Raw genomic sequence first — 25193 nt, 5'->3', positions numbered from 1 at the left:
ACCTCGACTCCGAGAAGTACCAGCTGCGCCCCCGCGACTGGGAGAGGGCCGAACGCGAGGGCCGCACCATCACCCCCCTCATCACCCGCCTCAACACCGTCAGGAGGCGCCACCCGGCCCTTCGCCGGCTGCGCAACCTCCGCTTCCACCACACCGACAACGACATGGTCCTCGCGTACAGCAAGACCACGGACCGGGACAGCGTCCTCGTCGTCGTCAACCTCGATCCGCACCACACCCAGGAGGCCACGGTCTCGTTGGACATGCCGCAACTCGGCCTGGAGTGGCACGCACTCATGTCCGCGCACGACGAACTGACGGGTGAGACCTATCGCTGGGGCAGGAACAACTATGTGCGCCTGGAACCGGGGCGGTCCCCGGCACACGTGCTGCACATCCAGCGGTCGTCCACGTAGCCATCGATCGGAGGGTCACAGCGTCATGACTGTCAACCAGCCCGTCCCGGACACCTTCGAGGACACTCCCGCCAAGGACCGGGACCCGGAGTGGTTCAAGCGCGCGGTGTTCTACGAGGTCCTCGTCCGTTCCTTCCAGGACAGCAACGGCGACGGCGTCGGCGACCTCAAGGGCCTGACCGCCAAGCTGGACTACCTGCAGTGGCTGGGTGTCGACTGCCTGTGGCTGCCGCCCTTCTTCAAGTCCCCGCTGCGGGACGGCGGTTACGACGTCTCGGACTACACCGCCGTACTGCCGGAGTTCGGGGACCTCGCCGACTTCGTGGAGTTCGCCGACGCCGCCCACCAGCGCGGTATGCGGGTGATCATCGACTTCGTCATGAACCACACCAGCGACCAGCACCCGTGGTTCCAGGAGTCCCGCAAGGACCCCGACGGCCCGTACGGCGACTACTACATGTGGGCCGACGACGACAAGCAGTACCCGGACGCCCGGATCATCTTCGTCGACACCGAGGCCTCCAACTGGACCTTCGACCCGGTGCGGGGTCAGTACTTCTTCCACCGTTTCTTCTCCCACCAGCCGGACCTCAACTACGAGAACCCGGCCGTCCAGGAGGAGATCCTGGCCGCCCTCCGCTTCTGGCTGGACCTCGGCATCGACGGCTTCCGCCTCGACGCCGTCCCCTATCTCTACGCGGCCGAGGGCACCAACTGCGAGAACCTCCCGGCCACCCATGAGTTCCTCAAGCGTGTCCGCCGTGAGATCGACCTCCACTACCCGGACACCGTGCTCCTGGCCGAGGCCAACCAGTGGCCCGAGGACGTCGTCGACTACTTCGGCGACTACGAATCCGGCGGCGACGAGTGCCACATGGCCTTCCACTTCCCGGTCATGCCCCGCATCTTCATGGCCGTACGACGGGAATCCCGCTATCCCGTCTCGGAAATCCTCGCCAAGACCCCGGCCATCCCCTCCAACTGCCAGTGGGGCATCTTCCTGCGCAACCACGACGAGCTGACCCTGGAGATGGTCACCGACGAGGAACGCGACTACATGTGGGCCGAGTACGCCAAGGACCCACGGATGCGCGCCAACATCGGCATCCGCAGGCGCCTGGCCCCCCTCCTCGACAACGACCGCCACTCCATCGAGCTGTTCACCGCCCTGCTGCTCGCCCTGCCGGGCTCGCCGATCCTGTACTACGGCGACGAGATCGGCATGGGCGACAACATCTGGCTCGGCGACCGCGACGCCGTCCGCACCCCCATGCAGTGGACACCTGACCGCAACGCCGGCTTCTCCACCTGCGACCCCGGACGGCTCACCCTGCCCACGATCATGGACCCGGTCTACGGCTACCAGGTCACCAACGTCGAGGCCTCGATGGCCTCCCCGTCCTCGCTGCTGCACTGGACCCGCCGCATGATCGAGATCCGTAAGCAGAACCCGGCCTTCGGGCTCGGGTCCTACACGGAGCTGCAGTCCTCCAACCCGGCGGTGCTGGCCTTCCTGCGCGAGTACGAGGACGACCTGGTGCTCTGTGTGAACAACTTCGCGCGGTTCGCGCAGCCCACCGAACTCGACCTGCGCGAGTTCGCCGGACGCCACCCGGTCGAGCTGTTCGGCGGCGTCCGCTTTCCCGCCATCGGCGAGCTGCCGTACCTGCTGACCCTCGGGGGCCACGGCTTCTACTGGTTCCGGCTCACCCGAGTCGCATCCCGCATCGGCCGACGCCCAACGGCGTGAGCTTCGAGCGTGTGCCGAGGAAAGGACGCGTCACCATGCAGAAGACCGCAACTCCCCGACCAGTCCGTACCGTCGACGCGGGCCCCCTGGCCTCGCTCGCCGGACTGCTGCGCGAATGGCTGCCCCGGCAGCGCTGGTTCGCCGGCAAGGACCGGCCCGTCACGGACCTGGCCCTGGTGTCCATGACGGAGCTGTTCCCGGGCTGTCTGCATCTGCTGGTGCACGCCGGTCACGGCGGAGTGCCCACTCCCGGTGGCACTCCTCCGGCCGGTGACTGCTACCAACTGCTGCTCGGCGTACGCCGTCATCTCTCGCCCCGCCTCGGCCGGGCGCTCATCGGGCGCGCCGAGGAGGGACCGCTGGCCGGTCTGACGGTCTTCGACGCGCTCCAGGACCCCCGCTCGGCCCAGCTGCTCCTGGAGCGGCTGCGCCGGCCCGGGACGGCCGGCCCGCTGCGCTTCGAGACCGCCCCGTCCCTGACGGTCCCCAGCGGGCTCGTGCCGCGGCTGATGGACGCCGAGCAGTCCAACACCTCCCTGGTGTACGGGGACGCGTTCATCCTGAAGCTCTTCCGGCGTGTGCAGCCCGGGATCAACCCGGACCTGGAGGTGCCGGAGGCGCTGGCCGAACAGGACTGCCGGCGCGTGCCGGCGCCGGTGGCCTGGTTCCGTACGACGCATCCGCAGGAGGCAACCCTCGGAGTGCTGCAGCCGTTCCTGCGGGACGCACACGACGGCTGGGCCCTGGCGTTGCGCGCGCTCGCCACGGGCGACGACTTCACCGCGCAGGCCCGCCAGTTGGGGCAGGCCACGGCCGAGGTGCATCTCGCGCTGGCCGCGGCCTTCCCGACCGGTGCGCACGACGAGAGCGTGCGCACGGCCTCCGCGATGACCGAGCGTCTGGACGCGGCCGCCCACGCCGTGCCCGCCCTGCGCCCGTACGTGCCCGGGCTGCGTGCCGCCTTCGGCACGCTGGTCGCCTGCGACCCCGGACCCCCCGCCCAGCGCATCCACGGCGATCTCCATCTGGGGCAGGTCCTGCGGGCCGGCCGGGACTGGTTCGTCATCGACTTCGAGGGGGAGCCGTCCCGTCCCCTCGCCGAACGGCGTGCCGCGCAGTCCCCGGTGCGGGACGTCGCGGGCATGCTGCGGTCCTTCGACTACGCGGCCCGGCAGCGCCGCCCCTGGCGTCCCGAATGGGCACGCCGCTGCCGGGAGGCGTTCTGCGCCGGCTACGCCGACCTGGCCGGCTGGGACCCGCGCAAGAAGCACGGCCTGTTGCGCGCCTACGAGACCGACCGGGCCGTGTACGAAGTGCTCTACGAGGCCAGACACCGTCCGGACTGGCTTCCCGTTCCCATGGCGGCGATCGAGCGTCTCGCCGTAAGAGGAGGATGAAGCCGTGGCCCTGCGCGACACCTCACCCCCCGAGCCCTCCGGCCCGGCGCGCCCCCAGGCCGCGCCGCCCCTGGACCCCGGCGACCGTGACCGCCTGCTGTCCGGCCGGCACCACGACCCGCATGCCTTGCTGGGCGCCCATCCGGTGCCCGGGGGCATCGCGGTGCGGGCGCTGCGCCCGTACGCCCGCTCGGTCACCGTCGTGATGGGCGGCAAGCGCGAGAAACTGGTCTCCGAGGCCGACGGCCTCTTCTCCGGCGTGCTGCCGCTCGACGAGATCCCCGCCTACACGCTGGCGGTGCGCTACGACGACGAGGAGCACGAGACGGCCGACCCGTACCGTTTCCTGCCCGCGCTCGGCGAGCTGGATCTGCATCTCATCCGCGAGGGCCGGCACGAGCAGCTGTGGAAGGCGCTCGGTGCCGAGCCGATGACCCATGAGGGCGTGACCGGCACCCGGTTCACCGTGTGGGCTCCCAACGCCCAAGGGGTGCGGGTCGCCGGGGAGTTCACCTGCTGGGACGGGACGGCGCTGCCCATGCGCTCACTGGGCGCCTCGGGCGTGTGGGAGCTGTTCGTGCCCGGCATCGGCGAAGGCGCCCGCTACAAGTTCGAGATCACCTCGCGGTACGGCAGCCGGTTCCTCAAGGCCGACCCGATGGCCCGCCGCACGGAGGCGCCGCCCGACACGGCGTCCGTGGTGACGGCCGCGCACCACGAGTGGGGCGACGCGGAGTGGATGGCCCGACGCGGCCGGACCCCGGTGCACCAGGCGCCGTTCTCCGTCTACGAGGTCCATCTGCCCTCCTGGCGCGCAGGATTGACATACCGGCAGCTGGCGGAGCAGCTGCCCGGATACGTCAAGGACCTCGGCTTCACCCACGTCGAGCTGATGCCGGTCGCCGAGCACCCCTACGGGCCGTCCTGGGGCTACCAGGTCACCGGTTTCTACGCGCCGACGGCCCGTCTCGGCAGCCCCGACGACTTCCGGTACCTGATCGACGCCCTGCACCGGGCCGGGATCGGGGTGATCATGGACTGGGTGCCGGCGCACTTCCCCAAGGACGACTGGGCGTTGGCCCGCTTCGACGGCGACCCACTGTACGAGCCCGGGGACGAGCGGCGTGCCGAGCATCCGGACTGGGGCACCTACGAGTTCGACCTCGGGCGCACCGAAGTGCGCAACTTCCTGGTCGCCAACGCCGTCTACTGGTGCGAGGAGTTCCACATCGACGGGCTGCGCGTCGACGCCGTCGCCTCCATGCTGTACCTGGACTACTCACGGGACTCCGGACAGTGGTCGCCCAATGTGTTCGGCGGCCGGGAGGACCTGGACGCGGTGGCGTTCCTGCAGGAGATGAACGCGACCGTGTACCGGCGGGCGCCCGGTGTGGTGACCATCGCCGAGGAGTCCACCGCCTGGGACGGCGTGACCCGCCCCACCGACAGCGGCGGACTCGGGTTCGGGCTGAAGTGGAACATGGGCTGGATGCACGACTCGCTCGGCTACATCGTGCACGAGCCGGTGCACCGCAAGTACCACCACAACGAGATGACGTTCTCGATGGTGTACGCCTACAGCGAGAACTACGTGCTGCCGATCTCCCACGACGAGGTCGTCCACGGCAAGCAGGCGCTGGTGTCGAAGATGCCCGGCGACTGGTGGCAGCGGCGGGCCACCCACCGAGCGTACCTGGGCTTCATGTGGTCCCACCCGGGCAAGCAACTGCTGTTCATGGGACAGGAGTTCGCGCAGGGCGCCGAGTGGTCGGAGACGCACGGCCCGGACTGGTGGCTGCTGGATCCCGGCTACAGCGCCGAGCCCGATCACCGTGGGGTGCGGGACCTGGTCCGCGACCTGAACACCGTCTACCTGGACACCCCGGCGCTGTGGCAGCGCGACAGCGATCCGGGCGGCTTCCGCTGGGTGCTGGGCGACGCGGCCGAGGACAATGTCTTCGCCTTCCTGCGCTTCGCCGCCGACGGCAGCCCGCTGCTGGCCGTGTCCAACTTCTCGCCCGTCGTGCGCCACGACTACCGTCTCCACGTCGGCGACGAGGTCCCGGTCTGGCGCGAGACCCTCAACACCGACGCCGCCCGCTACGGCGGCGGCGACGTCGTCAACGCGGAGGACCTCAAGTCCGAGGACGGGAAGATCACCATCACCCTGCCGCCGCTCGCCACGGTCTGGTTCACCCCGTTGCATTGACTTCTCCCCCCTCCTGAAGGAGGGGGATTCTCACGGCTCGCGCTGTGAGGTTTTCTGCTTCGTCGCCGACCGCCCGCCCGGAGTGCTCCGTTGAGGTCTTACACCAGCTCCACAGACTGTCACCGCCAGTCCGGCGGCCAGGAGGTTGCGTGCGGCATTCACGTCCCGGTCGTGGGTCGTACCGCAGTCGCATGTCCAGGTGCGGACATGCAGCGGCATCTTCTCCTGCAGGGTGCCGCAGGCGGAGCACAACTTGGAGGAGGGGAAGAAGCGGTCGACCGCGACAACGTCCCGCCCATACCAGTGGGCCTTGTACTCCAGCATGCTCCGGAAGTCCGACCACGCGGCATCGCTGATGGCGCGGGCCAGACTCCGGTTTTTGACCATGTTCCGTACGGTCAGGTCCTCGATCACGAGCGTTTGGTTTTCACGCACGAGTCGAGTGGTCAGCTTGTGCAGGTGATCACGGCGGCGATCAGCGATCCGGGCGTGGATCCTGGCGACCTTCCGCCGTGCCTTGCGACGGTTCGCTCCGTCACCCCTCGCCTTCCTCGCCAGGCGGCGCTGGGCCAGCGCGAGCCGGGAGCGGTCCTTGCGTTCATGCCTCGGGTTGGCGATCTTCTCGCCGCTCGACAGGGTCAGCAGGTGGTCCAGGCCCACGTCGACACCCACCGCCGCGTGGGTGGGCACAAGCGGCCAGATACCCGGGTCGTCGCACAGCATCGAGACGAACCAGCGTCCGGCCGCGTCCTGGGACACGGTCACCGTGGACGGCTTCGCCCCCTGAGGAAGGGGCCGGGACCACACGATGTCCAGCGGCTGGGTCATCTTCGCCAGGATCAGCTTCCCGTCACGGAAGCGGAAACCGCTGGTGGTGTACTCGGCGGACCTCCGGGCCTTCTTCCGGGACTTGAAGCGCGGATACTTCGCCCGCTTGCCGAAGAAGTGGGTGAACGCCGTCTGCAGGTGCCGCAGGCACTGCTGCAAGGGCACCGACGACACATCGTTGAGGAATGCCAGTTCCTCGGTCTTCTTCCAGGCCGTCAGCATCGCCGAGGTGGCGTTGTAGGTGACGCGTTCCTGCCGCGCCCACGCTTGCGTACGGGCCGCGAGGGCCAGGTTGTAGACCTTGCGGACGCAGCCGAAGGTGCGGGACAGCTCGGCTGCCTGCGCATCGGTTGGATAGAAGCGGTACTTGAACGCCCGCTTCACGCACGTCCCGGTCACGCTCACAAACTAGCGGGTCTGCGACTTGGTGATCAAACAGGTGGGTCACAGCACGGTCTTTCGCCCCGGCGGCGAAACCCCGCTTGCTGCCCTTCTCCGCAGGGATTTCGTTTCCTCCCCGGCTGAAGCCGGGGGTATCCACGGAAAGGACTGCGATGACGATCAGCGGGGTACTCGATGGCGTCGTAACGGTGGCGATGTCATAGAGAGGCGGCTTGAAGGTGCGGACCGTCGGTGTGGAGGAGGAGCTCCTCCTGGTGGACCCCGAGACCGGTGAGCCGAAGGCGTCGTCCGCCGCGGTGCTCGCCCGTGCGGAGCACTACGGCACCGCCGAGGGGGTGTTCGAGAAGGAGCTGTACGGCCAGATGCTGGAGTTCGCCACGCATCCCCGGGCCGACATGGCGGATCTGAGCGCGGAGATCGTGCGGTGCCGCAAGGAGGCCGGCCGGCACGCCGGCGAGATCGGGTGCACGGTCGCCGCGCTCGCCACCTCACCGCTGCCGGTCAGTCCGTCGGTCGGGACGGGCAGCCGCTACCAGTGGATGGCCGAGCAGTACGGCCTCGCCGCGCAGGAGCCGCTCGTGTGCGGCTGCCACGTCCATGTGGCCGTCGACTCCGACGAGGAGGGCGTCGCGGTCATCGACCGCATCCGCCCCTGGCTGTCGGTACTGGCGGCGCTGAGCTCCAACTCCCCTTTCTGGCAGGGGCAGGACACGCGGTATGCCAGCTACCGCAGCCGGGTGTGGCAGCGCTGGCCGTCGGCCGGGCCGACCGAGGTGTTCGGGTCGGCCGAGCGCTATCACCGGCGGGTGGCGGACATGGTCGCGAGCGGGGTGATCCTCGACGAGGGGATGGTCTACTTCGACGTCAGGCTCTCCCAGCGGTACCCGACGGTGGAGCTCCGGGTCGCCGACGTCTGTCTGCACGCCGACACGGCCGTTCTGGTCGCCCTGCTCGCCCGGGGGCTCGTGGAGACCGCGGCGCGGGAGTGGCGGGCCGGACGCGAGCCGGTCGACCACAGCGTCAGCCTGCTACGGCTGGCCGCCTGGCGGGCCGCCCGCTCCGGGCTCGAGGAGGAGCTGCTGCACCCGGCGACCATGCGCCGGATGCCCGCCGAGTCCGTGGTGGCCGGGCTGCTGGAGCATGTCGGGGAGGCTCTGGAGGAGACCGGCGACCTGGAGCGCGCCCGCACGAGCTGCGCGAGGCTGCTGGAGGGTGACACCGGTGCGGCCGTCCAGCGCCGGCTGCTGGCGGAGACCGACAGCCTGCGCGAGGTCGTCACCGCCTGCGCCCGTCAGACCCAGGCTTGAGAGGGACGTACTCAGAAGATCATGGCGAGGGCGAACGCGAGGAAGCCCGCGGCGATCAGCACGACCACGACGAGGATCAGCGCCAGGGGCGCCTTCGCCCAGCCCTTGGGCGGATTGTGCCGCTCCAGGGGCCCCGCCTCCGGCATGCTGCTTTCCGCGGGCGGGGTCTCGCCGGGCGGCACTCCGCCGCCTGGCTCGAGACCGGTGGTGCGTTCGGGTTCCGGATCGGGATTGACGTAACTCATACTCGCCGAGTCCCCCCGACACGGCGAGATCATCACGGCTGCGCAACTTCGCACGTTCCGGTCACCATCCGCACCCACCTGAGCTAGATTCGAGCACCGTCGACAACAGAGATCGTCGGCAGGGTCACCCTCCGTACACCCCAGGAGCAGCGCATGCGCAACGTCGCCCTCGCTCCCCCCTCCGTCGCGCCCCTGACCGGCGGGCTGGCCGACAGCATCTTCGACACGGCGGCCGCCGACCCGACGCTCGCGGTACTGGCCCGCCGCACGGACCCCGCTTCCCGCGCCTGGGAGGAGGTGACCGCCGTGGAACTGCGCGACGAGGTGGTGGACCTGGCCAAGGGCCTGGTGGCGTCCGGGATCTCCCCCGGCCACCGCGTGGCGATCATGGCGCGCACCCGCTACGAGTGGACGGTCCTCAGCTACGCCCTGTGGGCGCTGGGCGCGGAGGTCGTCCCGATCTACCCGACGTCCTCCCGCGACCAGGTGGAGTGGATGCTGCGGGACGCCGGCTGCGTGGCGGTGGTGGTGGAGGACGAGCAGGCCGTGATGACGGTCGGCTCGGTGTGCGGGGCGCTGCCGCGGCTGCGGCATGTGTGGCAGCTGGACGCGGGGGCGCTGGCCGATCTGGTGAAGCGGGGCGCGCTCATCCCGCTGGCGACCGTCGACTCGCTGCGCCGTATCGTCCTGCCCGACTCCACCGCGGCCGTCACCTACACCTCCGGCACGACAGGTCATCCCCTGGGCTGCGCGCTGAGCCACCGCAATCTGGCCAGCGCCTGCGACACCCTGCTCGCCGGCTGGGGCCACACGGTGGTGCGGCCCGGCGAGCGGCAGGGTTCGGTGCTGGCCTTCCTGCCCTTCTCCCATGTCTACGGGCTGCTGGTGCAGACGCTGTGCGTGCGCGGCGGCTTGGTGATGGGGCATGAGCCCGATCTGAGCGAGGAGGCGCTGTCGGCGGGCCTGCGGTCCTTCCGCCCCACCTACCTCTGCGCCGTGCCCTCCCTGTTCGAGAGGATCTACAAGAACTTCCTGCACGCCTCCCAGGAGGCGGGGCGCGGCGCCCTGTTCGAGCGGGCCGCGGACACGGCACGGGACTTCGCGGCCGCGCTGGAACGGCAGCGGCTCGGCGGCGGTTCCGGCCCCGGCTTCGACCTGCGGCTGCAACACGCCGTGTTCGAGCGGACGGTGTACCGCAAGCTCCGCGCCGCGCTGGGCGGCAGAGTGATCCGCGCGACCTCGGGCGGCTCGCCCCTCAGCCGGGAACTGTCGCTCTTCTACGAGGGCATCGGCATCTACGTCAACGACGGGTACGGCCTGACGGAGGCCGCCGGCGGAATCACCGCGCAGCCTCTGGGCCGGGAGATGTCGGGGACCGTCGGACAGGCACTGCCGGGCACCGACATCGCCGTGGCCGAAGACGGCGAGATCCTGGTGCGCGGGCCGTCGGTGTTCCAGGGCTACATCAACGACGAGGCCGCGACCCGGGCCGCGCTGCGCGGCGGCTGGCTGGCCACCGGGGACATCGGGCACCTGGACTCCGACGGGTACCTGACGATCACCGGCCGCAAGAAGGACATCATCGTCACCAGCAGCGGCAAGAGCGTCGCCCCGGCCGCCCTGGAGCAGCGGCTGCGGATGCACCCGCTGATCCATCAGGCGGTCGTCGTCGGCGACAACCGTCCCTGTGTCGGCGCGCTGATCACGCTGGACCCGCTGTTCCTGGCGTACTGGCGCCGTTCCCTGGCGCTGCAGAGCACCACGCCCAGCCGGGAGGCCCGGGAGGAGAACGCGCTGCGGGAGGAGATCGGGCGTGCGGTGGCCGCGGCCAACAGCTCCGTCTCGCGTCCGGAGTCGATCCGGGTCTTCCGGGTACTGCCCGAGCCGTTCGACGTGACGAACGGAATGCTGACCCCGTCCATGAAGCTGCGGCGGGACGCGATCGTCAAGCACTACGCTTTCGAGATCGACGCGATGTACCAGGCGCGGGCGCGTCCGGGCCGGCAGAACATGCCCGATGAGCTCTCCAGCTGGGACGAGGCGGACAACGTGTTCCGATGAGCTCTGCTCGGGAACCTGGGAGAGGTAGGACATCCGAGCAAGGACGACAGCCCCGCGGCATCGGGCGGGAAGGCGAGATGGCAACCGAGCGGCGTTGGGAAAGAGGACTTCCTTCGGGTCACCTCCCGGAGCGGGCCTCGCGTTTCCCCGGCGAAGTCCACAATGTGACGGACGCGCGTCTGGACGCGGAGCGGTTCCTGGAGGATCTCAGCGAGGTGACGCCGCCGGCGGCCCCCGAGCACTGGGACGACATCCTGCTGGTGGTCACGGAACTCGCCGCGAACGCGATCCAGTACGCGCCGGGGCCCTTCGAACTCCGGCTGCGGCAGACCTTCGACGGGGTGCACGTGGTCGTGCACGACACGAGCACCACCCCGCCCGCCCCCCGTCCGTTCCGTCCCGACGGCGGTGGCGGCGGGGTCGGCTGGCATCTGATCCACACCCTGTGCGACCAGGTCAGTGTCACCACGACCGACAGCGGCAAGGACATCCACGTCTTCCTGCCCTGGTGAGCGGGGCCGGGAAGCGGTCCGTCAGGCAGGCTGCCCGGCTTCCGGAGCGCTGCGCTCCACGGCCCGCAGCGGGACCAGCACGCTGATGGTCTTTCCGCCCCCGGGACGGCGTGCGACGGTGACCTCGCGGGCCAGGCGCACGACCAGCGGCCAGCCGTAGCCGCTGCCCCGGTGCCCCACCGGCAGCGCGCCGGACCCGTACATGACCTCGGGCACCACGTCGCTGTTGTCGTGGACGGCGAGCCGGAGTCCGTCCGGCAGGGGGGCGAGTTCCAGTCCCGCCAGTCCCCCGCCGTGCCGGATGGCATTGGTGACGAGTTCCGACACGACGAGCAGCAGATCGATGACGTCCTCTTCGCAGGCCGTGCGGTCCGCCGTGTCCCACTGCTCGCGCACCACCGAACGCGCGTGGTCACGCGCCGTCGCCGCCGTCGTGGCCGGCGGCCTCACCGCTGCGTCAGCCTCGTGGTCCCGGTCACCTCGAACAGCCCTTCAACGCTTCTGTGGCCACACTCACGCTGTGTCTTCCTTCCGGACGGGGGGGCCGGGATCACGGCCGTTTGTTTCCCAGCGGTTACCCGGCTGCTCCGTCCGCATTCTGCACAGCGGGGGCGAGGCCCGTCACGTCAGGGACGGCGCCAGATACGTGTGCCAGCCTCCCTCGGGCCACAGTTCGGCGGCGTGGACGAGGAGCCTGCGCGGCTGCGGACCCAGGCCGGAAACCTTCAGCAGCCCGCCGTTGCGGGCGACGGACCGGTCCGCGACATGAACGACGTGGAGCAGGGAGGAGTCGGCGAAAGCGACGCCGGTGAGGTCGAGGGTGAGCCGCCGTACCGATACCGGAAGTCCTGCCACCGCGCTTTCGACGGCGGGGCGGCTGCGGTTGTCGAGGTCGTTGTCCACGGTGAGCGTGGCGGTTCGGCCGCCGGGGCTCAGTGAGATGTGCGCGCCCATGCTTCGTGTCCCCCTTCCATGGGGGTTGGTGGCCGGGTGACGGCCTGCGGGCTCCCCCCACCGTGTCACGAACCGCCGGGCACGTCGAACCGCTCTCCGAAAGTCCGGACGCATGCCGGGCGGGATCAGGGGTAACTGCGGATGCGGCTGTCCGCTCGCGTGCGTGGGAACCGATCACGCGGGTAACCGGCCTGGCCGTAGCACTCGTTGTTGTCGGAGGTAGACGTGTCCATTGCCCATAACCCCCTGTCCGTCGAGGTCAGCCTGCCCGGTGAGGACGTGGCGCTGGTCACGGTGAAGGGCTACCTGGACGTCGACACGGCGACGGAGTTCCAGCACCATCTGGCCAACCAGTTGCATCACGGCCGTAGGCACTTCCTGCTGGATCTCACGGATGTGCCGTTCATGGACTCCTCCGGCATGAACATCATTCTGCGCGTCTACCAGGAGGCCCGGGAGCTGCCCGGGAGTGTGCACATCATCTCTCCCACGCCCGCCGTGCGCCGGATTCTCGACCTGACCGGAGTGAGCATCACGGTGCCCGTCTCGGAGAGCGTCGAGGAGGCGTTGGCCCGCGTCGACCAGGCACGGGAGCAGTGACGGTTGCCGTTTGACAATTGTGCGGTCCGGACAACAGAGTGAGCGCGCCAGCGCGGAAGGGATCAGGAATGGGCCGGTGTCAGGCGGTACGCGCCGCGGAGGATTCGTCCTCGTGGATCGCCGCCGCCGCGGCCGCGCAGAAGGCCTCCAGGCTGTCGAGCAGTGAGGTCCGCCGGTCGGCCGGCATCCGGTCGAGCACGGACTGCAGGGTCGTCTCCCGGCGCAGTCGCAGGTCCGTCAGAAAGGCCCTGCCGTGTCGGCTCAGATGAAGCTGCAGCTCCCGCCGGTTGGTGAGCGGGGTCCTGCGCTCCACGAACCCCACGGCCTGCAGCCGGTCGCACAGGCGGCTCGTCGAGGGGGGCGTGGAGCCCAGCGCGTCCGCGAGCGTGCGCAGGTTGATGCCCTCGTTGTGCTCCAGGATGAACAGGACACGCAACTGCGAGGCGGAGACCGGTGCCGTCGAGGCCCTGCCCCACAGCACCTCCAGCAGTTCGGCCGCCCGGGCGGTCACACGCGCGGTCTCCTGGGGTCGCGGGCGCGGATGCGAGGTCGTCACCCGGACACTGTCGCAGCCTTCCCGACCCCTGTCAGCTCACCTCCGGCGCATGCGGCGCTCGGCGCGAGCGGCGGACGGCGGCGTCCGCGGGCCTCGTCCCCGACGGCGCTCCCCCGCACGAAATGGTGTGACGAAGAGCATGAACAAACTCATGGCCGCCGAGCGCGCCCTGCGCTCGGCGGCTCCGCACCGGTTGGCGACGACCGTCCGCGAGGTGCTCTGCGGCCTGTACGAAGCGGAGTACGCCGAGTTGCGCATGGCCGACTACGGGCTGACGGTGTTGCGGCCCGTGTCCCCGCTGAGCGGGCCGCCGGAGGCGGTGCCCCTGCACGGCAGTGCGGCCGGGCGTGCCTTCGGCGCTCAGCAGCCGATCGAGGAGGACGACGCCGGACGGGTCCGCGTCCATCTGCCGGTCACCGTGCGCGGCGACCGGCTGGGAGTGCTGTCCGTCACCCTGCCGCCCGCGGTGCGGGCACGCACCGATCCGGGCGAACTGGCGGAGCTGGCCCGGATCCTGGGGCACGAGGTGGTCGTCGCCGAGCGCCACACGGACGTGTACGCGCAGGCACGGCGCACCGACCGGCTCACGCTCGCCGCGGAGATGCAGTGGCAGTTGCTGCCGGCCCGCTCCAGCGCCCGTGCCGAGTACGCGCTCGGCGCCCAACTGGAGCCCGCCTACTCGGTCTTCGGCGACAACTTCGACTGGTCGGAGTCGCCCGACCGGCTGCTGCTGTACATCACCAACGGCATGGGCGAGGGCATCGACGCCTCCCTGCTCACCAGCCTCGGCGTCAACGCGCTGCGCAACGCCCGGCGCGCGGACATCCCGATCTGCGACCAGGCCGCCCTGGCCGACCAGGCGATCTACGCCCAGTACCGGGGAGCGGTCCATCTGTCCGTACTGCTGGTGGACCTGGAACTGGCCACCGGGCGGCTGCGGGTGGTCGACGCGGGCTCGCCGCGGATGCTGCGGCTGCGCGAGGGGACGGTGTCGTTGGTCGACCTGGAGGCGCAGCTGCCGCTGGGCATGTTCGAGGAGACCGACTACACCACCCAGGAGTTGCTGCTGCGGCCCGGCGACCGGCTGCTGTTCGTCAGCGACGGCGTCCACACCGTGGCCGGGCCGAACGGCGAGAGCTACGGGGAGCGGGCGCTGGCGCGGGCGGTCACGGCGACGCGGCTGCTGCCGGCCGCCGACGTGCCGGCCGCGGTCCTGCGGGAACTGGGCGCCCACCGCGGCAGGTCCGAACCGGACGACGACGCGCTGGTGGCGTGTGTCGACTGGTTCGGCAAGCAGCCCGCCGACTAGGGCCGTTGCGCAAGTCCCGTCGTCCGCCCGGAGGGCGGGCCCTGCGGCGTCATGGGGGTCCCCCGCGCGAGGTTGTTCGAGCGTCGGGGAGCGTGCTCTCGGCGTGCCGGGTGCAGGCCCTCGTACTGGATGTACTGGGGGTTGTGCCCGGTGCGGCGAGTGGGGGTGCCCCCTCCGGGGGAGCGTGCCGGGCGTCGCGGGGCAGGCGGGACCTTCGCAACCGGCCCCGGCCGATGGCCCCGGGGCCATCGGCTGTCGAACGGTGCGGCCACGGTCGCACGCGTGTCGCGCCGGTACGGACACCGGCGGACCACCTGACGGGATCACCCGGCGGGGGCGAGGGCCAGGGCGACCTCGCACCATGACTACAGTTGTCGCCCGGCAAGAGTCGCGGTTTGCGTACCCGGCCGGCGGCGGGTACGGCCGACGCGACGCGGACGACGCGGATGAGGAGTGAGCAGGTGCCGGAGCACGAAACGGCAGAACAGCACGGATCGCCGATACGGGAGGTCGGCGGGTTCCTGCGCCGCCGCCGCGAGCAGATCGCCCAGCGCTGGGCCGACGAGGCCCTCTTCCGGGCCGTCTTCACCATCTCCCGGGACGAGGCCGTGGACGCGGCCCGCACCGTGATCGACGCGCTGGCCCAGGTGGCCGACGCGGAGCGGGCGCACGACACCGACGCCGCGGGGTTCACCGTGGTGCGCGAGCAACTGGCCCGGATGGGCGCCTCCCGTTCCCGCGCCGGTTTCTCCACGGCACAGGTGTCGAACGAGGTGGACGCCCTGCGCCCGCCGGCCGTGAACCTGCTGATCGCCGATCTCCCGGACGCGTCGCCCGAGGAAATCCTCGAGTGCGCGACCACCCTCACGGTGCTCATGGGCACCCTGCGGCTGGTCGTCCTGGACACGGCGCTGAACGAGGGCCAGGCGCTCATCGAACGGCAGCAGCTGCAGCTGCTGGAGGTGGCCACCCCGGTCATCAAGCTGTGGGACGGCATCGTGGCCGTACCCCTGATCGGAACCCTCGACAGCGCGCGCAGCCAGGTCGTGATGGAGACGCTGCTGCAGGCCATCGTCGAGCAGCACGCCCGTTTCGCGATCCTCGACATCACCGGTGTGCCCACGGTCGACTCGCTGGTGGCGCAGCATCTGATGAAGACCGTCGCGGCCGCGCGCCTGATGGGCGCCGAGTGCGTCGTCTCCGGCATCCGCCCGGCCATCGCGCAGACCATCGTCCACCTCGGCCTGGACCTGGGCACGGTCCTCACCCGGGCCAGCCTCGCCGACGCGCTGGCGTACGCCCTGCACGAACTGGGCTCCGGCATCATCGCCCCGACGAACGGCGGGGCGGTCCGCGGTGACCGATGACTTCTACCGTGTCCCCCCGCCCCATGTGCCGGTGCTCCGCCTCGGCGACGTCCTGCTGGTCACCCTGCAGGGGGACCTGCACGACAGCACGGCCCAGCAGTTGCAGGAAGAGATCGGCGAGACCATCGCGAGCAGCGGGGTGACCGGGGTCGTCATCGACATCTCCGGGGTCGAGATCGTCGACTCCTTCCTGGCCCGGACGCTGGCGGAGATCGCGGCGAGCTCCTCGCTGCTGGCCGCCAGGACCGTGGTCGCCGGCATGCGGCCCGCGGTCGCGATCACACTGGTGGAGCTCGGGTTGACGCTGCCCGGACTGCGGACCGCCCTCAACACCGAGGCGGCCATGGACCTGCTCGCCGCCGACACGCACCGGCCCGGCGGGCCACGGGAGCATCGGTGATGCCGATGTCCGCAGGCGTGGACGCCTGCCTGCCGATCCGCTCCGACATGGACCTGGCGTGGGTACGGCAGCACGTACGACAGTCCGCCGCCCGACTCGGCTTCGGGCTGGTGGAACAGACGAAACTGGTGACCGCCGCGAGCGAACTGGCCCGCAACACCCTGGTGCACGGCGGGGGCGGCCGCATGGAGTCGGCCCGGGTGACCCGCGGCCGGGCCGTCGGGCTGCGGCTGACCTTCGCCGACGAGGGCGCCGGCATCGCCGACCTGGAGCAGGCGCTGAGCGACGGCTACACCTCCGGCGACGGCCTGGGCCTGGGTCTGGGCGGCGCCCGTCGGCTGGTCCACGAGTTCTCCCTGGAGAGCACCCCCGGCGTGGGCACCACGGTCACGGTGATCTCCTGGGCGTCGACGCCGCCGCCCCCGCGTGAGGAACCGTGATGCCGCGCGTGTGGGACGTCCCGGTGCACGACTCGACCCGGGTGCGCGACGCCCGGGTCGCCGCCGAGCGTGCCGCCGCCCTCGCCGGGCTGGACGCCAAGCGCACGGCGGCCCTGTCGCTGGTGGCGACCGAGCTGGCCACGAACCTGGTCAAGCACGCCGGGGGAGGACAGCTGCTGGTGGAGCTCGTGCCGCCCGCCCTGCCCGCCGACGCCGCCGTACCGGCGCGGCTGGTGCAGATCGCGGCGATCGACCACGGCCCCGGTATCGCCGACGTCAGCGCGGCCCTGAGCGACGGTTTCTCCACCACGCGTTCCCTGGGCGCGGGCCTGGGCACATGCCGGCGGGTCGCGGACGACTTCGCCCTGCACAGCGTCCCCGGGCGGGGCACGGTGGCGCTCGCCCGGATCGGCGCCGCCGCGGGGACCGCCCGGGCCGAGGACGCCGCCGCGGTGCGGGCCGGCGGCATCAACGTGCCCTTCGCCAGGGCCGAGTACTCCGGTGACGCCTGGACCTGGGTGCGCGCCGGGGACCGGGCCACCCTGATGCTGGCCGACGGACTGGGCCACGGGCCGGAGGCGGCGCGGGCCTCGTCCGCGGCCGTCGAGGAACTGCACCGCTCGGCGCACCTCTCCCCCGCCGACTGTCTCGGGCGTGTCGACAGCGCGCTGCGCGGCACCCGCGGGGCGGCCGTCGCCGTCGCCCAGGTCGACACCGCGGCGGGCACGCTCCGCTTCGCCGGCGTCGGCAACATCGGGGCCCGGCTGCGAACCGGGGACGCCTGGCGCTCCCTGCTGTCCCGGCCCGGAATCATCGGCGTGCACCGGCCCGGGACGCTGCGCGAGGAGCGGATGCCGTGGGCGGCCGACGGGACACTGATCCTGCACAGCGACGGCCTGCCGAGCCGCTGGACGCCACCGGCGGAAACCGCCATGCTGACGGCGGATCCGGCCGTCGTCGCGGCGGGGGTGATCCGCGACGCGGGCAGTGCCGCCCGCCCGGTCCGCGACGACACCGCCGTGGCCGTACTGGCCCCGACCCTGCCGGAGCGCCCATGAAGCGGACATGGCAGATCAGCACCGTCGGCGACGCGGCGCGCGCCCGTATCGCCGCCGCGCGTCTCGCCGCCGCGCACGGGGTGACGGCGCTGGACCGGACCCGGCTGGCCACCGCCCTCAGCACCCACCTGCGCCAGTGTCTGACGAAGGGCGGCACCTGGCGGCTCACCCTCGAGGTCACCCCGGCCCCGGCAGCGCAGAGCGTCCTGCACGCGGTCGTCACCCCCCTGGAAACCGCGGAGTCCACCGCGCACACGCCGTGGCGCACCTCCCTCCTCTGCCCCGAGACACCGGCCCCTGCGGACGCCTCCACGCCGGCCGACACCCCCTCGGTACTGGCCGAGTCCCTGCTCGGCGCCGACGAGGACGCCGCCCTGGTGCTGGACAAACTCGCCGAGCAGGAGGAGCTGGTCGCCTTCCTCCGGGACGAGCTGCACCAGACCAACCAGGGCGTGCTCGCCCTGCACGCGGAACTCGACGCGGCGGGGCGGGCCCAGCGCGAGGCCTTCGCCGCCGAGCGCGGCGCCCGCCAGGAGGCGGAGAGCGCCCGCCGCCGGCTGACGTTCCTCGCCGACGCCAGCGCCGTCCTGACCTCCTCGCTCAACCACGACGAGATCGTGCGCCTGCTGCCCGAACTGCTCGTGCCGGAGTACGCCCGCAGTGTCGACGTCTGGCTGTTCGACGGCGAGGACGACCGGCGCCCGCCCGCACCGCACCCGGCCGCCGCCGTGCTCGCCGCCCGCACCGGCCGTCCCCAGTACGCAGCCGGCCGCCCCGGCGAGCTGCCCGGGGTCGACGACCGTCCGCCGTCGGCGCTCGATCCCGAACACCCCCTGCTGTGCCTGCCGTTGCCCACCCGCCGGGCGCCGCTGGGCGTCATCACCCTCGCCCCACCCGGGGACCGCTGGGACCCGGACGACGCCGTCATGCTGATCGAGTTCGCACGGCGCGCCAGCATCGCGATCGACAACGCCCGGCGTTTCGAGCACAACCGCGACATCGCCGAGACGCTGCAGCGGGCCCTGCTGACGGACCTGCCCAGCGCACCGGGCCTGCGGCTTGCCGCCCGCTATCTGCCGGCCACGCACGGCCTGAACATCGGCGGTGACTGGTACGACGCCTTCCCACAGCCCGACGGTGGACTGATCGCCGTCGTCGGCGACGTGACCGGGCACGGGCTGCACGCGGCGGTGATGATGAGCCAGCTGCGCACCGCGCTGCGCGCCTACGCCGTGGACGGCGCGGGCCCGGGCACCCTGCTGACCCGCCTGCACACCTTCCTGCACCATCTGCAGCCCGACCTGTACGCCACCGCCGTCATCGCCCGTATCCACCCCGACGAGCCCACCCTCACCTGGGCCGCCGCCGGTCATCCGCCGCCGGTCCTGCGCACCCCCGACGGCCGGGTGCACACGCTGGACGCCAAGCCCGGCGCGATGCTGGGCATCCCGCTCAGCCAGGAGATCCCGGACCACACGGTGCCCCTGCCGCCCGGCTCGACACTGGCCCTCTACACCGACGGTCTGGTCGAACGCCGTGCCCAGGGCATAGACCCGGGCATCGCCCGCCTCGCGACCGCCCTGGGCGGCTTCGAGCCGGCCGAGCTGGAACGCAACCTGGAGGGCTCGGCCGACCTCATCCTGGACCCGCTGCTGAGCGACTCCGAGCGCGACGACGACGTCTGCCTGCTGCTGTGCCACCTCGCGGAGCAGCGCGGCTAGCCGTTTCCTTGCCTTCTTTGCGGTGCGTTTCCGCAGCCGGGCGGGCATGGTTGTGCTCGACGCGTTCGTCTGCCCGCCGTGCCCCGCTGGCGGAACGGCTGGGCAAGCGGTGGGATCGATGTGGTGCGAGCGGAGATCCAGGGCAGGCGAAGGGCGTCGGTTGCAGACCGCCTGGAGCCGCAGAAAGGGATGAACGACGTGACACGACCCAGGATCCTGGTGGTGGGCGCGGGCTTCGCCGGCGTGGAGTGCGTACGCAGGCTGGAGCGGAAACTCGCGCCGGCCGAGGCGGACGTCACCCTGGTGACCCCGTTCGCCTACCAGCTCTATCTGCCCCTGCTGCCCCAGGTCGCCTCCGGTGTGCTGACGCCCCAGTCGATCGCCGTCTCGCTGCGCCGCAGCAAGAAGTACCGCACCCGGATCATTCCCGGCGGAGCCATCGGCGTCGACCTGAAGGCCAAGGTCTGCGTCATCCGCACCATCACCGACCAGATCGTCAACGAGCCCTACGACTACATCGTGCTGGCCCCCGGCAGCATCACCCGCACCTTCGACATCCCGGGACTGACCGAGCACGCCTTCGGGATGAAGACACTCGCCGAGGCCGCCTACGTCCGCGACCATGTGATCTCCCAGCTCGACCTGGCCGACGCCAGCGACGATCCGGCCGAGCGCGCCGCGCGGCTGCAGTTCGTGGTGGTCGGCGCCGGCTACGCCGGCACGGAGACGGCCGCCTGTCTGCAGAAGCTCACCCACGGCGCGGTCAAGCGCTACCCGCGCATCGACCCGGCCCTGATCAAGTGGCATCTGATCGACATCGCCCCCAAGTTGATGCCCGAGCTCGGCGACAAGCTCGGCCGCAGCGCGCAGGAGATCCTCAAGCGGCGCGGCATCGAGGTCTCCCTGGGCGTGTCCATCGAGAAGGCGGGGCCCGAGGAGGTCACGTTCACCGACGGACGGGTGGTGCCCACCCGCACCCTGATCTGGACCGCCGGGGTCGCCGCGAGCCCGCTCATCGCCACGCTCGGCGCGGAGACGGTCCGCGGGCGTCTCGTGGTCACGCCCGAGATGAGCCTGCCCGGTCATGACGGGGTGTTCGCGCTCGGCGACTCGGCCGCGGTGCCGGACCTGGCGAAGGGGCAGGAGGACGCGGTCTGCCCGCCCACCGCGCAGCACGCCATGCGGCAGGGCCCGCAGGTCGCCGACAACATCATCGCGAGCCTGCGCAACCATCCCATGACGCCGTACCGCCACAAGGACCTCGGTCTCGTGGTCGACCTCGGCGGCACCGACGCCGTCGCCAAGCCTCTGGGCATCGAACTGCACGGTCTGCCCGCCCAGTTCGCCGCTCGGGGCTATCACTGGTGGGCGCTGCGCACCAATGTCGCCAAGGTCCGTGTGGCGACCAACTGGACGCTCAACGCGATCGCCGGTGACGATTTCGTCCGCACCGGCTTCCAGGCCCGTAAGTCGGCCAGGCTCAAGGACTTCGAGTACACCGACGCCTATCTGAGCGCCGAGCAGGTGCGGGAGCAGGTAGAGGGATCCGGGCCCAAGCAGCTGTGAGGCCGGTGCGAGCGGGCCGCGCCCGTCATGTCATGCTGGGTCGCGGATCATGACGTGAAGCGGGGAGTGAGTACGGCGGCGTGAGGGCAGCGCGAGGGTCGGTCAGGGTACGGCTGCGGGATCTCGTGGCGGCCTCCGACCCCGGGCTGCTGCGTCTGACCGCAGGGCTGCGGACGATGGGCGCGATCGCCCTGACGCTGGCCGTGCTCACCCTGCTGCACGCCGATGTGCGCCATCTGGTCGGCGGGGCCATCGCGGCGATGGTGGCCACCTTCGCCATCCGCGAGAAACAGCCCGGCCCGCAGGCCGTCACCCTCGCCCTCGGACTTCCGGTGGCCCTGGTCTCCGTGTCCCTGGGCGCGCTGCTGCACTCCCGGGTGATCGCCGGTGACGTCTTCTTCGTCGCGCTCATCTTCTGCGCCGTGTACGCCCGCAGGTTCGGCGACCGGGGCACCGCGCTGGGCCTGGTCGGCTTCCAGGTCTACTTCATGTCCCTGTTCGTAGGGGCCACCGTCTCCGCACTGCCCCAGCTGTACGGCGTCGTCGTGGTCGCCTTCGCGGCCAGTGCGGTCATGCGCTTCGGCCTGGTGCGCGAGACCCCCGCCGGGATCCTGGAGCGGCTGCGGGACGCCTTCCGGGCCCGGCTGGCCCAGCTGGTGTCCGCGCAGCTGGAGCTGCTGGAGGCCGGCCCCGACGACATCGACAAGGCCCTGCAGGGCACCCGTGAGGGCACCGCCCGGCTGCACGACACGGCCATGATGATCCAGGGGCGGCTGGAGGACGGCACCTCGGACGAGGCCGTGGCCCGGCTGGTGCAGCGGCGCATCGCGGACGCCGAGATCGCCGCCGAGCGCCTCGGTCTGCTGCTGCTCACCGCGCGCAGCGCCGAGCGGGCGGACACCCTGACCCTGCACCTGCCGGGCGCACCCCTCCCCGAGGGCGGCCGGCTGCCCGTACAGGACGAGGCGACCGAGACCCTGCGCCGCGATCTGCAGGCGCTGCGGGTGCTGGTGCTGCGGCCGGTCTCGGCCCACCCCGGCGCCGGACTGGTCCAGTTGCGCAACCGGCTGCTCGGCTACCGGGACGAGGAGAATTTGCCCAAGGCCTCCCCCGCCGTCCAGGACGTCTTCCGCGGCATCGGCGAGGCCGCCCGCGCCGTGCTGGGCCTCAGGATCGCGCTGGACGGACCGCAGGACGAGTCGGACGACACCCCGTCCGCCGCGCGCTCCCGTGAGGAGCTGGACGCCGAGGACGCCGCGATCGACGGCGGCGAGGAGAGCGCCGCGGACACGGCGACGGGGCTGCGGCGGCCGACCACCCGGGCCGCGGTGCAGGTCGCGGTGGGCTCGTCGCTGGCCATCGTGGGCGGCGAGTTCCTCTCCGGCCAGCGCTGGTACTGGGCGGTGCTGACCTGCTGGATCGTGTTCATCAACACCGCGTCCACGGGCGAGATCCTGGTCAAGGGCTACCGGCGGCTGGTGGGCACCGTGCTCGGTGTGATCGCGGGACTGCTGCTCGCCGCGCTGGTCGGCCACCACACCTGGACGGCGTTCGCGCTGGTGCTGCTGTGCGTGTTCGCGATGTTCTACACAGCGCCGCTGTCGTACACGCTGATGTCGTTCTTCGTGACGGCGGCACTGGGCCTGCTCTACACGCTGCTGCACACCTACAGCCTGTCGGTGCTCGTGCTGCGGGTGGAGGAGACGGCGCTGGGCGCGGCCTGCGGCATCATCGCGGCGGCGTTCGTACTGCCGGTGCACACCGACCGCCGTACCAACGATCTGCTGGAGACGGTGCTGGAGCGGCTCGGTGAGGTCACCGAGGCCGCCGTGGAGCAGCTCAGCGGCGGGCCGCCGGACGAGCTGCTGGGCAAGGCGCGGGACCTGGACCAGGCGCTGGCCGACCTGCGGGCCGCCACGCAGCCGCTGACCCACCCGGTGACCCCGATGCGGGCCCGGCGCAGCACCGCCCGGTACGTGGTCGCGCTGCTGGAGACCTCCGCGTATCACGCGCGGTCGCTGGCCGCGATGGCCGAGCTGCTGCCCACGCATCCGTCCATCGCCGCCGATCCCCGGCTGCGCCGGGCGGGGCGGCGCCTGTTGCGCAACATCGACGCGATCGCGGCGCGGGTCGCGGACGAGCGGGCGCCCGTCGAGGTCGAGACGGGCGCGAGCATCGCCGCGCTGCTGGAGTCGGAGCTGGCCGGCGGGTCGCGCTACGGCCGGATCACCGACCGGGTGCTGCGGCATCTGCAGCGGCTGGACGAGGCGGTGGTGGGCCTGGCCCGGCCGCTGCGGGTGCCGGTGGCGGAGCCGAAGCGGTGACGGTGACGGTGACGGCGGCAGCCTGGAGCGCTCAGTGCTATGTCACATACCACCGATGCGTCAGAAGTCCGTGGGAAGGCCGCTGACCTCGGCGATGCCGCGCAGCTCCTCGTTCTGCTGGTGCCGCTCGCGGATGTAGTCCGCGATCTCGCCGAGGCGGGTGGGATCGGCTGCGGTGTCCGCGTCGGTGATCACGCGGACCGGGCCGGTCTCGTCCAGGTTGATCTCGACGACCTCGTTGTCCAGTCTGCCGGTGACCGCGGCGGCGATGACCAGGGCGGCCTCGTCGCGGACCTCCTGGGACAGACCGTCGGTGCGTTCACCGTCGAGCGCGAAGTCGAGCTCGGGCAGACGCTGCTCCTCGATCGCCCGCAGGATCGGCTGGACCACGTCGAGCAGCTGAAGGTAGTCCTCCGTGTCCATCCGGGTGCGCAGGAGGCCGAGATACATGTCGACGGGCCGGTGCTCGGGTGGAAACTCGGGTTCGTTCATCCCCACCGTGTTCCCCCTTCCTCACGCATCAGACCCGGCGCCAGCGCGCCAGGGCGAACGAGAACAGACCGAACAGGACCAGGCCGGTCGCCACGCAGACCAGCAGCCACGGGCCGAGCGGGGTGTCGGCGAACGAGCGCAGGGTGTCGTCCAGTCCCTTGGCCCTGTCGGGCTTGTAGTCGACGGCGGCCCGCACCGCGAAGACGCCCGCCGCGGCGAAGACCAGGCCGCGCGCCGCCCCGCCGCCCACTCCGGTCACGTCCACCAGCCGGCGCGCCCAGGGGGCCATCTGCGTGAGCTTGAGCTGACGACGGTAGTCCCGCCGTACGGCCCGGGCCCCGACCCAGATGCCCGCCACGATGACGCCCGCACCCGCGATGCCCACCAGCCACTGCCCGGCGGGCAGTTGCAGGACCCGCGCGGTGATGTCACGGGACTGCTCGTCGCTGGAGCCCCCGCCGCTGCCGCCGTGCGGGCCGGCCGCGAACCGGAGCACCGAGTAGGCGACGAACGCGTAGAAGACGCACCGGGCCGCCGCGATCAGCCGCTTGCGCGCGCTGCGGCCGTCCTTGCCGACCGAGCCGAAGACGGCCTCCGACAGCCGCCACAGCGCCATGCCGACCAGGCCCAGACCCAGCGCCCAGAGCAGGACGGCCCCGAAGGGCTGTCGGGCCAGCTCGCCGACCGCGCCGCCGCGGTCCGCCTGTTGGTCCGTGTCGCCGAAGGCGATCTGCAGCGCGATGACGCCGACCAGCAGATAGATCACCCCGCGGGCGGTGAGCCCGGCACGGGCGGCGCCCTCGGTCACCGAGCCGCGGGCCGCACGTTCGGCCTGCATGCGGGTGGTATGTGACATAGCACTCGCGTTCATGTGAACCTCCCGTCGTGCGAATGCCCCGGCTTCGGACCCCGACACCAGCCGCAACCCGTGCGATCGCGCCAGCCAGGACCCGCCGCCGGCACCGGACACGGCTGTGCCCGGAAGCGGGCTCGATGGGCTTCCGGGCACAGCCGTCGCGGACTGGTGCGTGAGGTCAGTCGACCAGGGGTGCGGCGGTCTTCGACGGCGAGTGCGCCGGGTCCGCCGCCGCCAGCAGCCGGTGGGCCGTCTCCAGGGCGTGTCTGACGTCACGGGTGCCGGTCGACACACACAGCGTGTACGCCACGTCCTGGGCGCGCGGGCTGACCCGGCCCGTGCCGGTCTCGGCCTCCTCGGCCCGCAGCGACTCGTACTCCTCGACGAGTTTGCGCAGAAAGGCCGGATGAGGGATCAGCATGG

Annotated in this window: 24 protein-coding genes; 16 read left to right on the top strand and 8 right to left on the bottom strand. The window is 71.5% G+C overall.

Annotated elements, in window-relative coordinates; genetic code table 11:
- From ABZ453_RS22110 to glgB, 4 genes are all read left to right on the top strand, one after another.
- The coding region (locus ABZ453_RS22110; protein WP_359016816.1) for an alpha-glucosidase C-terminal domain-containing protein at positions 1–416 on the top strand (416 nt) is incomplete at its 5' end.
- 25 nt (positions 417–441) lie between these two features.
- Entirely contained in the window at positions 442–2166 is a 1725-nt protein-coding gene (gene treS / locus ABZ453_RS22105; protein ID WP_359016814.1) for a maltose alpha-D-glucosyltransferase, read from the top strand.
- Between the two features lie 35 nt (positions 2167–2201).
- A complete protein-coding gene (locus tag ABZ453_RS22100; RefSeq protein WP_359016812.1) occupies positions 2202–3563 on the top strand; it encodes a maltokinase in 1362 nt (453 codons plus the stop codon).
- Positions 3564–3567: 4 nt separating this feature from the next.
- Positions 3568–5772: a 1,4-alpha-glucan branching enzyme gene (glgB, locus tag ABZ453_RS22095; RefSeq protein ID WP_359016810.1), complete on the top strand. Its 2205-nt coding sequence runs from the start codon at positions 3568–3570 to the stop codon at positions 5770–5772.
- 30 nt (positions 5773–5802) lie between these two features.
- Here glgB and ABZ453_RS22090 read toward each other — a convergent pair whose 3' ends face one another.
- Positions 5803–6999 (bottom strand): RNA-guided endonuclease TnpB family protein, encoded by a 1197-nt coding sequence (locus ABZ453_RS22090; RefSeq protein ID WP_359016809.1) that lies wholly within the window; start codon positions 6997–6999, stop codon positions 5803–5805.
- Between the two features lie 221 nt (positions 7000–7220).
- On the opposite strand from ABZ453_RS22090, the gene ABZ453_RS22085 reads away from it, so the two are divergent.
- Positions 7221–8309 carry a glutamate--cysteine ligase gene (locus ABZ453_RS22085; protein WP_359016830.1) on the top strand — a complete coding sequence of 363 codons (1089 nt, stop codon included), beginning with the start codon at positions 7221–7223 and terminating at the stop codon, positions 8307–8309.
- 11 nt (positions 8310–8320) lie between these two features.
- Here the strand turns inward: ABZ453_RS22085 and ABZ453_RS22080 are convergent, their stop codons facing one another.
- On the bottom strand, positions 8321–8554 hold the full coding sequence (locus ABZ453_RS22080; protein ID WP_359016808.1) for a DUF6480 family protein: 234 nt from the start codon (positions 8552–8554) through the stop codon (positions 8321–8323).
- A gap of 153 nt (positions 8555–8707) precedes the next feature.
- On the opposite strand from ABZ453_RS22080, the gene ABZ453_RS22075 reads away from it, so the two are divergent.
- A complete protein-coding gene (locus tag ABZ453_RS22075; RefSeq protein ID WP_359016806.1) occupies positions 8708–10615 on the top strand; it encodes an AMP-dependent synthetase/ligase in 1908 nt (635 codons plus the stop codon).
- Between the two features lie 77 nt (positions 10616–10692).
- Positions 10693–11127: an ATP-binding protein gene (locus tag ABZ453_RS22070; protein ID WP_359016804.1), complete on the top strand. Its 435-nt coding sequence runs from the start codon at positions 10693–10695 to the stop codon at positions 11125–11127.
- 21 nt (positions 11128–11148) lie between these two features.
- Here ABZ453_RS22070 and ABZ453_RS22065 read toward each other — a convergent pair whose 3' ends face one another.
- Positions 11149–11577, bottom strand: a complete 429-nt coding sequence (locus tag ABZ453_RS22065; protein WP_359016802.1) for an ATP-binding protein — start codon at positions 11575–11577, stop codon at positions 11149–11151.
- 171 nt (positions 11578–11748) lie between these two features.
- Positions 11749–12081: an STAS domain-containing protein gene (locus tag ABZ453_RS22060; RefSeq protein ID WP_359016800.1), complete on the bottom strand. Its 333-nt coding sequence runs from the start codon at positions 12079–12081 to the stop codon at positions 11749–11751.
- Between the two features lie 225 nt (positions 12082–12306).
- On the opposite strand from ABZ453_RS22060, the gene ABZ453_RS22055 reads away from it, so the two are divergent.
- Positions 12307–12681, top strand: a complete 375-nt coding sequence (locus ABZ453_RS22055; protein WP_133048740.1) for an STAS domain-containing protein — start codon at positions 12307–12309, stop codon at positions 12679–12681.
- 79 nt (positions 12682–12760) lie between these two features.
- On the opposite strand, the gene ABZ453_RS22050 is transcribed toward ABZ453_RS22055, so the two are convergent.
- Positions 12761–13192, bottom strand: coding sequence for a MarR family transcriptional regulator (locus ABZ453_RS22050; protein WP_356763780.1), 432 nt, complete (start codon positions 13190–13192; stop codon positions 12761–12763).
- 184 nt (positions 13193–13376) lie between these two features.
- Here ABZ453_RS22050 and ABZ453_RS22045 point away from each other — a divergent pair, with 184 nt between their 5' ends.
- From ABZ453_RS22045 to ABZ453_RS22010, 8 genes are all read left to right on the top strand, one after another.
- A complete protein-coding gene (locus tag ABZ453_RS22045; RefSeq protein ID WP_359016797.1) occupies positions 13377–14546 on the top strand; it encodes a PP2C family protein-serine/threonine phosphatase in 1170 nt (389 codons plus the stop codon).
- Between the two features lie 461 nt (positions 14547–15007).
- Positions 15008–15913 carry an STAS domain-containing protein gene (locus tag ABZ453_RS22040; protein WP_359016795.1) on the top strand — a complete coding sequence of 302 codons (906 nt, stop codon included), beginning with the start codon at positions 15008–15010 and terminating at the stop codon, positions 15911–15913.
- Positions 15903–16313, top strand: coding sequence for an STAS domain-containing protein (locus ABZ453_RS22035; RefSeq protein ID WP_359016793.1), 411 nt, complete (start codon positions 15903–15905; stop codon positions 16311–16313). The genes ABZ453_RS22040 and ABZ453_RS22035 overlap by 11 nt, the downstream gene beginning before the upstream one ends.
- Positions 16313–16753 carry an anti-sigma regulatory factor gene (locus ABZ453_RS22030; RefSeq protein WP_240861256.1) on the top strand — a complete coding sequence of 147 codons (441 nt, stop codon included), beginning with the start codon at positions 16313–16315 and terminating at the stop codon, positions 16751–16753. Before ABZ453_RS22035 ends, ABZ453_RS22030 begins: the two co-directional genes overlap by 1 nt.
- Complete coding sequence (locus ABZ453_RS22025) at positions 16753–17811, top strand: ATP-binding SpoIIE family protein phosphatase (RefSeq protein ID WP_359016791.1); 1059 nt, start codon at positions 16753–16755, stop codon at positions 17809–17811. Before ABZ453_RS22030 ends, ABZ453_RS22025 begins: the two co-directional genes overlap by 1 nt.
- Positions 17808–19532, top strand: a complete 1725-nt coding sequence (locus tag ABZ453_RS22020; RefSeq protein ID WP_359016789.1) for a SpoIIE family protein phosphatase — start codon at positions 17808–17810, stop codon at positions 19530–19532. Before ABZ453_RS22025 ends, ABZ453_RS22020 begins: the two co-directional genes overlap by 4 nt.
- 189 nt (positions 19533–19721) lie before the next feature.
- On the top strand, positions 19722–21098 hold the full coding sequence (locus ABZ453_RS22015) for an NAD(P)/FAD-dependent oxidoreductase (protein WP_359016787.1): 1377 nt from the start codon (positions 19722–19724) through the stop codon (positions 21096–21098).
- Positions 21099–21178: 80 nt separating this feature from the next.
- Entirely contained in the window at positions 21179–23422 is a 2244-nt protein-coding gene (locus ABZ453_RS22010) for an FUSC family protein (protein ID WP_359016785.1), read from the top strand.
- Positions 23423–23482: 60 nt separating this feature from the next.
- Here ABZ453_RS22010 and ABZ453_RS22005 read toward each other — a convergent pair whose 3' ends face one another.
- From ABZ453_RS22005 to ABZ453_RS21995, 3 genes are all read right to left on the bottom strand, one after another.
- Complete coding sequence (locus ABZ453_RS22005) at positions 23483–23914, bottom strand: hypothetical protein (protein WP_359016783.1); 432 nt, start codon at positions 23912–23914, stop codon at positions 23483–23485.
- A 28-nt stretch (positions 23915–23942) separates the two neighbouring features.
- A complete protein-coding gene (locus tag ABZ453_RS22000) occupies positions 23943–24785 on the bottom strand; it encodes a DUF1206 domain-containing protein (RefSeq protein ID WP_359016780.1) in 843 nt (280 codons plus the stop codon).
- A gap of 163 nt (positions 24786–24948) precedes the next feature.
- Positions 24949–25191: a DUF5133 domain-containing protein gene (locus tag ABZ453_RS21995; RefSeq protein ID WP_359016778.1), complete on the bottom strand. Its 243-nt coding sequence runs from the start codon at positions 25189–25191 to the stop codon at positions 24949–24951.
- Positions 25192–25193 lie beyond the last annotated feature (2 nt).

The organism is Streptomyces sp. NPDC005799 (genome assembly GCF_040630525.1).
In the GTDB taxonomy this organism is placed as follows: Bacteria; Actinomycetota; Actinomycetes; order Streptomycetales; family Streptomycetaceae; genus Streptomyces; species Streptomyces griseorubiginosus_B.
This window is presented reverse-complemented; position numbering and strand designations above follow the sequence as displayed.